The sequence below is a fragment of the Nonomuraea cypriaca genome, from assembly GCF_015645445.1.
Lineage (GTDB): Bacteria > Actinomycetota > Actinomycetes > Streptosporangiales > Streptosporangiaceae > Nonomuraea > Nonomuraea cypriaca.
Genome location: NZ_JADOGI010000032.1, coordinates 17,355 through 29,959 on the forward strand (window position 1 = coordinate 17,355; position 12,605 = coordinate 29,959).

General features: G+C 68.5%; 11 protein-coding genes. 4 read left to right on the forward strand and 7 right to left on the reverse strand.

The window, feature by feature from the left end; genetic code table 11:
• The first annotated feature begins 28 nt into the window (after positions 1 to 28).
• From ITP53_RS13420 to ITP53_RS13430, 3 genes are all read left to right on the forward strand, one after another.
• Positions 29 to 1,057 (forward strand): LacI family DNA-binding transcriptional regulator, encoded by a 1,029-nt coding sequence (locus tag ITP53_RS13420; RefSeq protein ID WP_195895697.1) that lies wholly within the window; start codon positions 29 to 31, stop codon positions 1,055 to 1,057.
• 10 nt (positions 1,058 to 1,067) lie between these two features.
• On the forward strand, positions 1,068 to 2,015 hold the full coding sequence (locus ITP53_RS13425) for a DNA polymerase ligase N-terminal domain-containing protein (RefSeq protein WP_195895698.1): 948 nt from the start codon (positions 1,068 to 1,070) through the stop codon (positions 2,013 to 2,015).
• 205 nt (positions 2,016 to 2,220) lie between these two features.
• Positions 2,221 to 3,426 (forward strand): ATP-binding protein, encoded by a 1,206-nt coding sequence (locus ITP53_RS13430; protein ID WP_328814398.1) that lies wholly within the window; start codon positions 2,221 to 2,223, stop codon positions 3,424 to 3,426.
• 10 nt (positions 3,427 to 3,436) lie between these two features.
• Here ITP53_RS13430 and ITP53_RS13435 read toward each other — a convergent pair whose 3' ends face one another.
• The 7 genes from ITP53_RS13435 to ITP53_RS13465 form a co-directional block, all read right to left on the reverse strand.
• Positions 3,437 to 4,369 carry an aldo/keto reductase gene (locus tag ITP53_RS13435; protein ID WP_195895699.1) on the reverse strand — a complete coding sequence of 311 codons (933 nt, stop codon included), beginning with the start codon at positions 4,367 to 4,369 and terminating at the stop codon, positions 3,437 to 3,439.
• Positions 4,370 to 4,526: 157 nt separating this feature from the next.
• The gene (locus ITP53_RS13440) at positions 4,527 to 5,507 is read right to left on the reverse strand and encodes an ABC transporter permease (protein ID WP_195895700.1); all 981 of its coding nucleotides are present in this window, start codon (positions 5,505 to 5,507) and stop codon (positions 4,527 to 4,529) included.
• 5 nt (positions 5,508 to 5,512) lie between these two features.
• Entirely contained in the window at positions 5,513 to 6,964 is a 1,452-nt protein-coding gene (locus tag ITP53_RS13445; RefSeq protein WP_328814399.1) for a sugar ABC transporter ATP-binding protein, read from the reverse strand.
• 29 nt (positions 6,965 to 6,993) lie between these two features.
• Positions 6,994 to 8,013: a sugar ABC transporter substrate-binding protein gene (locus ITP53_RS13450; protein ID WP_195895702.1), complete on the reverse strand. Its 1,020-nt coding sequence runs from the start codon at positions 8,011 to 8,013 to the stop codon at positions 6,994 to 6,996.
• Between the two features lie 67 nt (positions 8,014 to 8,080).
• Positions 8,081 to 8,815, reverse strand: a complete 735-nt coding sequence (locus tag ITP53_RS13455) for an SDR family NAD(P)-dependent oxidoreductase (RefSeq protein WP_236050781.1) — start codon at positions 8,813 to 8,815, stop codon at positions 8,081 to 8,083.
• A 43-nt stretch (positions 8,816 to 8,858) separates the two neighbouring features.
• On the reverse strand, positions 8,859 to 10,163 hold the full coding sequence (locus ITP53_RS13460; protein WP_195895704.1) for an L-fuconate dehydratase: 1,305 nt from the start codon (positions 10,161 to 10,163) through the stop codon (positions 8,859 to 8,861).
• A gap of 20 nt (positions 10,164 to 10,183) precedes the next feature.
• Complete coding sequence (locus ITP53_RS13465; protein ID WP_195895705.1) at positions 10,184 to 11,029, reverse strand: fumarylacetoacetate hydrolase family protein; 846 nt, start codon at positions 11,027 to 11,029, stop codon at positions 10,184 to 10,186.
• Between the two features lie 378 nt (positions 11,030 to 11,407).
• On the opposite strand from ITP53_RS13465, the gene ITP53_RS13470 reads away from it, so the two are divergent.
• Positions 11,408 to 12,592, forward strand: coding sequence for a cytochrome P450 (locus ITP53_RS13470; protein ID WP_195895706.1), 1,185 nt, complete (start codon positions 11,408 to 11,410; stop codon positions 12,590 to 12,592).
• Positions 12,593 to 12,605: the final 13 nt, after the last annotated feature.

Genomic DNA, 12,605 nt, shown 5'->3' on the forward strand with positions numbered 1-12,605 from the left:
CGTTGTAAACCACGTACACTTTCTCATCATGGAGAGAGTTCGCGTCGGCCTCAAGGACGTGGCCCGCCTGGCCGGCGTCTCGGTGAAGACCGTCTCGAACGTCGTCAACGGCTACGTGCACGTCACCCCGGCCACCCGCACCCGGGTCGAGGCGGCCATCAAGGAGCTCGACTACCGTCCCAACCTGTCGGCCAGAAACCTGCGTCAGGGACGCACAGGGATCATCGCGCTGGCCGTGCCCGAGCTGGACATCCCCTACTTCGCGGAGCTCGCCAGGCTCGTGGTGGCGCGGGCGGAGGAGCGGGGGCTGACAGTGCTGATCGACCAGACCGGCGCCTCCAAGGAGCGCGAGCAGCTCGTCGCCGAGGGCTTCCGCGCCCACCTGATCGACGGCCTGATCCTGAGCCCGCTCGCGCTGACGCCCGAGGACCTGGCCGCCCGCATGGACAACACCCCGATGGTGCTGCTGGGCGAGCGCGTCTACGAGGGGCCTGCCGACCACGTCGTGGTGGACAACGTGGCTGCGGCCAGGAAGGCGACCCTGCACCTGGCCGCGCTCGGCCGCCGCCGCATCGCCGCGATCGGCGCCCAGGACGACGCGGCGGCGGAGTCGTCCCGGCTGCGGCTGGCCGGCTATCGGCAGGCCCTGCGCGAGGCGGGGCTGCCGGCGGACGACCGGCTGGTGGTGCCGGTGCGGGACTACCACCGGGCGGACGGGGCCCATGCGATGGCCCGCCTGCTCGACTCCGGTCAGACGCCGGACGCCGTCTTCTGCTTCAACGACCTGCTGGCCCTCGGCGCCCTGCGCACTCTTCTCGAACGCGGTCACTCCGTCCCCGGAGAGGTGGCACTGGTGGGCTTCGACGACATCGAGGACGGCCGCTACGCCACCCCGACGCTCACCACGATCTCCCCCGACAAGCAGGCGATCGCCGGGCTGGCGGTGGACCTGCTGGCCGATCGCATGGCCAAGCGCGTGGTCCAGGGTTCGCGGGTGGAGGCGCGGGAGATCCGGGTTCCGTACCGGCTGGTGATCCGGGAGAGCACCAGCGGGTAGGACCGGTTTCGTGTCCGACAAACTGGAGCGATACCGGAAAAAGCGCGACGCGGAACGTACCCCCGAGCCCGTCCCCGAGGCGACTCCCTCCCCTTCTGACGGCCACGCGTTCGTCATCCAGGAACACCACGCCCGCTCGCTGCACTGGGACCTGCGCCTGGAACGCGACGGCGTCCTGGTCTCCTGGGCCGTGCCCAAGGGCCTGCCCGGCGACCCCGGCACCAACCACCTCGCCGTCCACACCGAGGACCATCCGATGGAGTACCTCACCTTCCACGGCGAGATCCCCCAGGGCGAGTACGGCGGCGGCACCATGACCATCTGGGACACCGGCAGCTACGAGACGGAGAAGTGGTCGGACCGCGAGGTCAAGTTCGTCCTGCACGGCGAGCGGGCTTCTGGCCGGTTCGTCCTGTTCCAGACCCGGGGCAAGAACTGGATGATCCACCGCATGGACCCGCCGGCCCGCGACCCCCTCCCGTCCGTGGAGCCCATGCTCCCCACCGAACGCGCCAAGCCGCCGCGCGACACCTCGGCCTACGCCTTCGAGTTCGCCTTCGGCGGCCGCCGCCTCCTGGTCCCCGTCGAGGGCGGCCGCACCGCGGCCGCGCGCGAGCACCCGTGGTTGCGGGAGCTGGCGGCGTCGTTCGGCAGCCGCACGGCGGTGCTGGACGGCGAGCTGGCCACGCTCGGGGGCGCCGAGATCCTCGTCTTCTACGACCTCCTGTACGACGACGGCCACTCGCTCGTCGCGGAGCCCTACACGACCCGGCGGGCGGCCCTGGAGGCGCTCGGCCTGTCGGGCGGCCACTGGCAGACCGCGCCTTCCTGGCCGGGGGAGGCGGGGCCGGTGCGGCGAGCGGCCCGCGAACAGGGCCTGCCCGGCGTCATCGCCAAACGCCTGACCTCCCCGTACGAGCCTGGCCCGTCCAAATCCTGGCTGCTCATCCCCTCCTGACCCACCGCCAAAGGAGCGACCAAACCACCACTCATCCTGCGACCAGACCACCACGGATCTTGCGACAAAGCAACCACGAACTCTGCGACCAATCCACCACGATCATGGCGACCAGACCACCATACGAGGCGCCGTCTGTGCCATGCTTGGGCTCGTGGTCAGTACTCCTTTGGGCAGGGTGGTGCCACGTCATGCCGAAAAGGCCGTGACGGAGGCGCTGACCGACACCCGTGTCGTCCTGATCAACGGCGCACGGCAAACCGGCAAGAGCACCTTGGTCAAACAGATCGCCAAAGGAAGAGCGGCGGAGTGGCGTGATCTGGACAGAGAGTTCATGCGGCAAGGGGCCATGAACGACCCGGAGGGCTTCGTCGATTTCCCCGAGATGATGGTCATCGACGAGATCCAACGCGTGCCGGAGCTGCTGCTGGCCATCAAAGCCCAGGTCGACGACAACTCCAGACCTGGTCGCTACCTGCTCACGGGCTCGGCTCGCATACTCGGCCTGCGAGCGTTGCCGGACGCCCTTGTGGGCCGGATGGAGACCATCGAGCTTTGGCCCTTCTCTCAAGGAGAGATCGACAGCACGCCCGACGGCTTCGTCGACGCGATCTTCGCTCAGGGCGCCGACCTTCGCCACACCTCCGAGATCTCCCGCGCCGCCTACGCGGAACGCATCGTCCGGGGAGGCTTTCCCGAAGCGGTCAGCCGGGTCAACGCTCGGAGGCGGCAGCGCTTTTTCGACTCTTACCTGGGTGACTTGATCGCCCGCGATGTGAGCGAGCTCTCCGCGATCGAGCGGCTACCCGACATGCACGCACTCACCCGTCTACTGGCCGCGCGGTCCGGTCAGCTCCTTGGCCGTCAGTCCATCGGCAACGAGCTCGGGCTTCCCGCAAGCACCACGAACCGCTACCTCAGCCTCCTTGAAGAGGTCTACCTGATCAAGCGCGTACCCGCCTGGTCGCGCAACCTCAGCAGCCGCGCCGTCAGCACCACCAAGGTGGCCTTCGTCGACTCCGGAATCGCGGCGAACCTGCTCGGCGTCGACGCGCGAGGGCTCATTCGCCCCAACGGGCTGTTCGGCCCGCTACTGGAGGGCTTCGTCCTCATGGAGCTCGCACGACAACTGACCTGGGCGGAAGACCACATCGATCTGTACCACTACCGGACGAAGGACGGAGTCGAGGTGGACGCCGTCCTGGAGAACCGGCGAGGTCAGGTGGTGGCCATCGAGGTGAAGGCCGCCTCCACCGTCCGTGCGGACGATTTCCGCGGCCTGCGACACCTCGCCGATCGACTCGGCGACGACTTCGTCGCCGGGATCGTCCTGCACACCGGCGGGCAGGCGCTCCCCTTCGGCGACCGGATGCTGGCCATGCCCGTCGGCGCGCTGTGGGAGGTCGGCTGAGGATTGCTTCTCAGTCAGGATGAGAGAGCAAGCCCTGCGACGCCAGGTCCTCCCACAGCGCGTCGGGGACCGGGCGGGACCAGAGGGCGGCGTTCGCGGTGACCTCTTCCGGTGCGCGGGCCCCGAGGACGATCGAGGCGATCGCCGGGTGGCGCAGCGGGAAGGCCATGGCCGCCTGGGGCAGGGAGACGCCGTGTCGCTCGCAGACCTCGGCGATCCGCGCGGCCTTCGCCACGAGCGGCGCCGGCGCGGGCCGGTAGTCGAACGTGCCCGACGGCTCGGCGGTGGCGAGGATGCCGCTGTTGAAGACCCCCGCCGCCAGCACCTTGACCCCGCGTTTCACGCACTCCTCCAGGAGCGGCAGGCCCGACTGGTCGAGGAGGGTGTAGCGGCCCGCGAGCATGACGACGTCGATGTCGGTCTCCTGGACGAAGCGCAGCGGCGCCTGCCACTGGTTCATCCCGACGCCGATCGCCTGCACCATGCCCTCGGCCCGCACCTCGGCCAGCGCCGGGTACGCCGCCCCGATCGCCTGGTCCACGTGGTCGTCGGGGTCATGGATGAGCGCGATGTCGATGGCCGGCAGCCCGAGCCTGGCCAGGGACTCCTTCAGTGATCTGCGTACGCCGTCGCGCGAGAAGTCCCACACGCGGTGCAACTCGGCGGGTACGTCATAGCCCTCGTCGTCCCGGGCGCCCTCGGCCGGTGCGGGCACCAGCAGGCGGCCGACCTTCGTGGACGAGGTGTAGCCCGAGCGGCCGGCGAGCGCCGCGCCGAGACGGCGTTCGGACAGGCCGAGCCCGTAGTGGGGCGCGGTGTCGAACAGGCGCACCCCGCTCTCCCACGCGGCGTCGACCGTGGCGCGCGCCTGCTCCTCGGAAACCTCCTGGAACAGGTTGCCGAGCGGCGCGCCACCCATGCCATAACGGGGCAACTCAATCATTCAACGTCTCCCAGCACCAAAACTCCCACTTCCCCACCGACCAACCGGTCTCGCCCGGCCAGCACCTCCGCAGCCAGACCGGCCGGTGCACCTGCTTCCAGGTCCGTCCGGCAGCCGCCTGGTCGGCGCGGCCCGCCGCGGATCACCGGCTCGCGCATCAATCTTGTGCCTTTCCGCCGGCTATTCGGCTGATCATCAGGGCGATGAGGATGATGGCGCCGTAGATCACCGGCTGCCAGAATCCCGAGACGCCGATGAGGGTCAGGATGTTCTGCACCAGGCCGATCACCAGCACGCCCGTGAGCGCGCCCAGAATCGTACCCTTGCCGCCGTCCATGCTGACCCCGCCGATGACGGCGGCCGCGAACACCATGAAGATCCAGCCGACGCCCTGGTTGTTGCCGATCGCCCCGAGACGCCCGGTCTCCAGTACGCCGGCCAGCGCCGCCAGCGTCCCGCCCAGGATGAACACGCCGTACAGCACCCGGCCCACCCGGATGCCGGCGGCGCGGGCGGCGTCGGCGTTGCCGCCGATGGCGTACAGGGAGCGGCCGAGACGGAGGTAGCCGAGCCCGAAGATGCCCGCCACGAACAGCGCCCCGGCGATCCAGATGGCCGCGGGCAGGCCGAGCCACAGGGCGCTGCCCAGGTAGAGGATCGATTCGGGCAGCTCGAACAGCGTCTTGCCCTCCGTCGGCCCCTGCAGGAAGCCGTGCACGATGATCAGCATGGCCAGCGTGACGATGAACGCCGACAGCTGGAACCTGATGATCAGAAAGCCGTTGAAGGCGCCGATGGCCGCGCCGACGAGCAGGGCGAGCGGGATGACCAGGGTGCCGGGCAACCCGAGGCCGAATCCGCCCGCGGACACCGGGATCACCAGCATCACGGCGATGGCCGGCGCGGTGCCGACCGTCGACTCCAGCGACAGGTCGAACTTGCCGGCGATCAGGATCATCGCCTCGGCCAGCACGAGGAGCGAGATCGCCGCCTGCTGCTGGAGCACGTTCGTCAGGTTGCCTGGGGTCAGGAAGGTCGGGTCCAGGAACGCGCCCACGACGAGTAGCAGCACGATCACGGGAACCAGCGTCAGGTCACGGAATCTGGCCAGCCGCAACCGGGGGGCGGGCGCAGTCAAAGTGGTCAATCCTCTATGCCTTCCATCACTGCCACGAGCTCGTGGTCGGTCCACCCACGCGGCACGTCCTTGACGACCCGGCCGTGGAACATCACCAGCACCCTGTCGCAGATGCGCAGGTCGTCGAGCTCGTCGGAGACGAGTACGGCCCCCGCTCCCCGCTCGACCGCGTCCTCGACGGCGCCGAGCAGGGCTTGCTTGGCCTTGACGTCGACGCCGGCGGTCGGGTTGATCACGACGAGCACCGTCGGGTCGTCCACGAGCGCCCGCGCGAACACGACCTTCTGCGCGTTCCCCCCGGACAGGTCGCCGACGGGTTGGTCGGCGCCTTCGGTCTTGATGTCGAGATCCTTGATCAGCTGCTCGGCCTTGGCGCGGCGCCGGGCGGGCGACACCATGCCGTACCGGCCCAGCTTGCGGGCGATCGGGAACGTGGTGTTCTCGCCCACCGACAGCAGCGGCACGAAGCCCTCGTGGTGCCGATCTTCCGGTACGAAGCCGAGCCCGGCCTTGAGCGCCGCGGGCACGTCGCCCGGCCTGACGCGCGTGCCGTTGACCGTGATCGTGCCCGCGTCCGCCTTGCGCAGCCCGACCAGGGTTTCGGCCAGGCCGACCTTGCCGCTGCTCGCCGACCCGCCCAGGCCGACGACCTCGCCCGATTTAACGGAAATATCGATGTTTGTGTAGCGGCCGGTCAGCGAGAGGCCCTCGCCTGACAACACCACCGCGCCGCCCGGTGCGCGGGAGCGGGACTCGTACACCGACGTGGCCTCCCCCGTCATCGCGGCGACCAGTTCGTCGTGCGGCAGGCCGGCGACCGGCCTGGTCGTGACGTGCCTGGCGTCGCGGAAGACCGTCACGCTCTGGCAGATCTCGTAGACCTCGTCGAGGTGGTGGGAGATGTACATCATCGTGACGCCCTGCTCGCGCAGCGAGCGCATCCGGCCGAACAGCCGCTCGATGGCCGGACCGTCGAGCCTGGCGGTCGGCTCGTCGAGGATGATGAACCTGGCCCCGAACGACAGCGCGCGAGCGATCTCCACGAGCTGCCGCTGCTCCACGCTCAGGTCTCCGGCCAGCGCCTGCGCGTCGACGTCCACCTCGTACGTGTCCAGCAGCTCGCGCGCCCTGACCCGCAGCGCCCGCCAGTTGATCGCCCCACGCGTGTCGGTCTGGCGGTTGAGGAAGAGGTTCTCGGCGACCGACAGCGCCGGGATGATCGTGGACTTCTGGTAGACGCAGGCGACGCGCTGCCGCCAGGCGTCGCGGTCGGCCAGCGCGGGCGCCGGCTCCCCCGCGAAGAGCACCTCGCCCGCGTCCGGCCGCTGGAGCCCGGTGAGGATCGACACCAGGGTGGACTTGCCGGCGCCGTTCCTGCCGACGAGCGCGTGGGTCTCGCCCTCGGCGATCGCGATCTCCGCGCCGTTGAGCGCGGTGGTCGGGCCGAAGCGCTTCACGACGTTTCGGGCTTCAACATGATTTTTCATTACTTGACCTGGTTGCCCCAGAGAGTCTGGTCGTCCACATTCTCCTTGGTCACCAGGGGCGCGGGGAGTTGGTCCTCCAGGCCGTTCTGGAGCTGGATGATCGTGCTGCCGTGGTCGGTCGGGCCCGGCTTGAACGTCTTGCCCTCCGCCGCCGCCTTGGCGTAGAAGAGGGCGTACTTCGCGTACAGGTCGGCCGGCTGCGAGACCGTGGCGTCGATGTCGCCCTTGCGGATCGCCTCGAACTCCTGCGGGATCCCGTCATTGGAGATCACGAAGATGTGCTTGGGGTCCTCCGGCGGGACGAGCAGGCCCTTCTGCCTCAGCACCTGCAGCGTCGGGGCCAGGTGAACCCCGCCCGCGTGCATATAGATGCCCTTGATGTCAGGGTTCTGCTCCAGGCGGGTCTGCAGCATGGACGCGGCCTTGCTGCCCTCCCACTCGGTCGGCTCGCTGAACACCGTGATGTCGGGGAACTTCGCCTTCATGCACTCCAGGAACGCCTCCGACCTGTCACGGCCGTTGATCGAGCTGAGCGCGCCCTGGAGTTGCACGACCTTGCCCTTGCCACCGAGTTGCTCACCGAGGAACTCGCACGCCTTGGTCCCGTACGCGCGGTTGTCGGCGCGTACGACCATGTAGACCTTGCCTTTGTCCGGCCGGGTGTCGACGGTCACGACGGGGATCTTCTTGTTCTCGAGCTGCGTCAGCGTGTTGGCGACGGCGCCGGTGTCCTGCGGAGCCATGACGATCACCTTGGCGCCCTGACCGGTCAGCGCCTGCACGTTGTTGACCAGCTTGGCCACGTCGTTCTGCGAGTTCGTGGCGGGCATGAGGTCCGCCTTGAGCTCGCCGGCCATCTGCGGAACGTACTTGATGTAGGAGTTCCAGAAGTCGGAGTCGGCGCGCGGATGATCGATGCCGATCTTGACGCTGCCGCCTCCTTCCGTCGAGGTGCCTGAGCCGCACGCGGTGACGGCCACCATCAGGGCCGCGACCGCGACCGCCGGTCCGAACTTCATTGGGGGGTACCTTCCTTAGCTGGCCTCCGGCCGGCCTTGGCCGGCCTTCTGTGGCCTTCGGTTGGCCTTAGTTGCTTGGCCGGAGCCTGAGCCCCTGCATGCCGCCGTCGACCGCGAGCGCGGTCCCGGTGGTCGCACCGGACTCGGGGCCGGCGAGGTAGGCGATCGCCGCGGCCACCTCCTCCGCGGTGACCAGGCGGCCCATCGGCTGCCTGGCGTTGAGCGCCGCCCGCTCCGCCTCCGGGTCGTCCGCCGAGTCGAGCAGCCTGCCCACCCACGGTGTGTCCGCGGTGCCGGGATTGACGCAGTTGACCCGGATGCCCTCGCGAATGTGGTCGGCGGCCATCGCCAGCGTCAGCGACAGCACCGCGCCCTTGGTCGCGCTGTAGAGCGCCCGCTGCGGCAGCCCGGCCGTGGCCGCGACCGAGCAGGTGTTCACGATGGCGGCGTGCTCCGACCTTCGCAGGTACGGCAGCGCGGCCCTGGCCACCCGCACCATGCCGAGCACGTTGACGTCGAACACCTTGTGCCACTCGCTGTCCGGATTGTCCTCGATGGTGCCCTGCGCCCCGATGCCAGCGTTGTTGACCAGCACGTCGACGCCGCCCAGGCGCTCGGCGGCCTCGGCCACCGCGGCGCGCACGCCGGTGTCGTCGGTCACGTCCGCCTTGATCCCGATGAACGGCTCGCCGGGCGGCTGAAGGTCGAGGCAGGCGACCTTCATACCGCGCGCGGCCAGAGCGCCGGCCGCGGCCAGGCCGATGCCCGAGCCGCCGCCGGTCACGATCGCCTTCAAGCTCATGCGCCCCTCCATACCTTGCCGCAGGTCACGGCCGCTTTCCTGCTCATGCGTCCCTCCAGACCTCGCCATCGGGGAAGGTGTGGGCGGTGATCGACGCCGCGTGCAACTCCCCGCTGAACCCCGGTGCGGACGGGGCGACGTAGCGGCCGTTCCTGATGACGACCGGGTCGACGAAGTGCTCGTGGAGGTGGTCGACGTACTCGATCACGCGGTCGTCCATGGTGCCGGTGACCGCCACGTAGTCGAACATCGACAGGTGCTGCACCAGCTCGCACAGCCCGACCCCGCCCGCGTGCGGGCACACCGGCACCCCGAACTTGGCCGCGAGCAGCAGGATCGCCAGGTTCTCGTTGACCCCGCCGACGCGGGCGGAGTCGATCTGCAGGTAGGAGATGGCGTTCGCCTGCAGCAGCTGCTTGAAGATGATGCGGTTCTGGACGTGCTCGCCGGTGGCCACCGGGATCGGCTCGATGCCCCTGGCGATGGCGGCGTGGCCCAGCACGTCGTCCGGGCTGGTCGGCTCCTCGACCCAGTGCGGCTTGAACTCCCTCAGCGCGTTGATCCACTCGATGCCCGAGCCGACGTCCCAGCGCTGGTTGGCGTCGATCGCGATCGGAAAGTCGGGGCCGCAGATCTCGCGGGCCACCCTGAACCGCCGCCGGTCGTCCTCGAGATCGGCGCCGACCTTGAGCTTGATCTGCCCGAAGCCCTGGTCGAGCGCTTCCTTGCAGAGCCTGCGCAGCTTCTCGTCGTCGTAGCCCAGCCACCCGGGCGATGTCGTGTAAGCGGGATAGCCGACTTCGATCAGCCGGGCGATCCGCTCCGCCTTACCCTGTTCCGCATTCTTCAGGATCTGCAGGGCTTCGTCGCGCGTCAGAGCGTCGCTCAGGTACCGGAAGTCGATGAGGTCGACGATCTGCTCGGGGGACAGTTCGGACAGCAACCGCCACAACGGCTTGCCCGCCCGCTTGGCCTTGAGGTCCCACAGGGCGTTGACCACGGCGGAGATCGCCATGTGCATGACGCCCTTCTCCGGTCCGAGCCATCGCAGCTGCGAGTCGTTGACCATGTCCTTGTAGAGGGCGCCGAGGTCCTCGACGTCCTTACCGATCACGTACGGCTCCAGCGCGCTGATGGCCGTGGTCTGGACGTCGTTCCCGCGCCCGATCGTGAACGCGAACCCGTGCCCCTCGAACCCGTCGTCGGTCTTGAGCACGACGTAGGCCGCGGAGTAGTCGGGATCGGGATTCATCGCATCGGAGCCATCCAGCTGCCGCGAGGTCGGAAACCGCACGTCATGCGTCTCCATCCCGACGATCCGGTACGCCCCCGCTGCCCCGACCGGCATCTGCCCCGCTCCTTGACTCGTCATGCCTGTCCCACCGACTGGCGCTGCCGCCCCAGCCCTTCGATCTCGAGCTCCATCACGTCGCCCGCGCGCAGGTAAGGCTGCCCCGGCATGCCCATCGCGACTCCGGCCGGCGTACCGGTGTTGATCACGTCACCCGGCTCCAGCACCATGAACTGGCTCAGGTAGCGCACGACCTCCGGCACATCGAAGATCATGTTCTTGGTGTCTCCGTCCTGGCGCACCTCGCCGTTCACCCAGAGACGCAGGGGCAGGTTCTGCGGGTCGCCGACCTCGTCGGCGGTCACCAGCCACGGGCCGAGCGGGTTGAACGTCTCGCAGGACTTGCCCTTGTCCCACTGACCGCCGCGTTCGAGCTGGAACTCGCGCTCCGAGACGTCGTTGGAGATCGCGTAGCCGGCGATCACGCCGAGCGCCTCCTCGCGACTGGCCAGGTAGCGGGCCTCCTGACCGATGACGATGGCGAGCTCCACCTCCCAGTCGGTCTTCACGCTGTCCCGCGGGACGAGCACCTCGTCATACGGGCCGATCATGGTGTTGGACGCCTTCATGAACACGACGGGCTCGGCGGGAACCTCCGCGCCCGACTCGGCGGCGTGGTCGCTGTAGTTGAGCCCGATACAGACGATCTTGCCTGGGCGCGCGATCGGGGCTCCGATGCGCAGCCCTTCGGCCTCGACCACGGGCAGGGCGCCGCGTTCGAGCGCGGCGCGCACGCGCGCCACTCCCCCGGAAGCGAGGAAAGCACCGTCGATCTCGGGCTCTCCGATGTCGCGGAGATTACCGGCGCCGTCCAGCACCACCGGTTTTTCCTGGCCAACAGGTCCTACTCGCAGCAGCTTCACACCGCATCCTTCACATATACATCGGATGTCTTGTTTTCTGATGCTCGTGCGGCGGAGTAGAGCATGTCAAGGGCGAAAAGACGGATACCTCCGATCCGTGACCTCGACAGACATCCCGCAGGAACACCCCGGCTCTGTGAATCCAGTTAACCGCCCCGACGGATGCGTTCACCCGGCCGAAATTTCGCGCGCAGAAACATCGGAGGTCGCCCCCAACCTCCTGATCCACCGGCACGCGGACTGGGACACATCCAGAGACCCGCACGCCCGAGTCGGGGCAGGTGGACACATGCCTCTCTCCTTGACGGTCGTACAGCAACGTAATAGAACACGTTCTAACAAAGCTAAACCAAGCGCTTGATCAAGAGGTGACTCCCGGTGCACATCGACCTCGTCGACAGGGATCGTTACGCGTCTTCCGGACCACCGCACGACCAGCTGACCTGGCTTCGCGCGAACTCTCCCGTCCACTGGCACCAGGGCGAGCCCTCCTTCTGGGCCGTCACCCGCTACGAGGACGTCGTCCACGTGTCGCGGCACTCCGACCTCTTCTCCTCCGCGAGGAAGCTCGCCCTGTTCGACGACGCGGGTGAGGAACAGGTCGCCATGCAACGCCTCATGATGCTCAACCAGGACCCGCCCGAGCACACGCGCCGCCGATCGCTGGTCAACCGCGGCTTCACCCCACGCACCATCGGAGCCCTCGAACAGCACATCCGCGACATCTGCGATGACCTCCTCGACAAATGCACGGGCGAGATCGACTTCGTCACCGAAGTCGCCGCACCCCTGCCCCTCTACGTGATCTGCGAGCTGCTCGGCGCGCCTGTGGCCGACCGCGACAAGCTGTTCACCTGGTCGAACCGCATGATCGGCACCCAGGACCCCGACTACGCGTCCAGCCCCCAACAGGGCTCGACCGCCGCCATGGAGGTCTACGCGTACGCCAACCAGCTCGCCGCCCAGCGCAGGGCCAACCCGAGAGACGACATCGTCACCAGGCTGATCCAGCCCGACGAGAACGGCGAGACCCTCGACGAGAACGAGTTCGACCTCTTCGTCCTGCTCCTCGTGGTCGCCGGCAACGAGACCACCCGCAACGCCGCCTCGGGAGGCATGCTCGCCCTCTTCGACCACCCGGACCAGTGGGACCGCCTGGTCGCCGACCCCACCCTCGCCAGGACGGCCGCCGACGAGATCGTCCGCTGGGTCTCCCCGGTGAACCTCTTCCGCCGCACCTCCACCACCAGCCAGGTCCTGGGCGGGCAACCCATCAAGGAGAACGACAAGGTCGTGGTCTTCTACGCCTCCGCAAACCGCGACACCGCCGTCTTCCCCAACGCCGAGGTCTTCGACATCTCCCGCGACCCGAACCCCCACATCGGCTTCGGCGGTGGCGGCGCCCACTTCTGCCTGGGCAACCACCTCGCCAAACTCGAACTACGCGTCCTGTTCGAGCAGCTCGCCCGCCGCCGCCCCCGCCTGCACCAATCGGGCCCGGCCCGCCGCCTGCGCTCCAACTTCATCAACGGCATCAAGGAACTACCGGTAACCGTCGGCTGACCTTCTCCGGGCT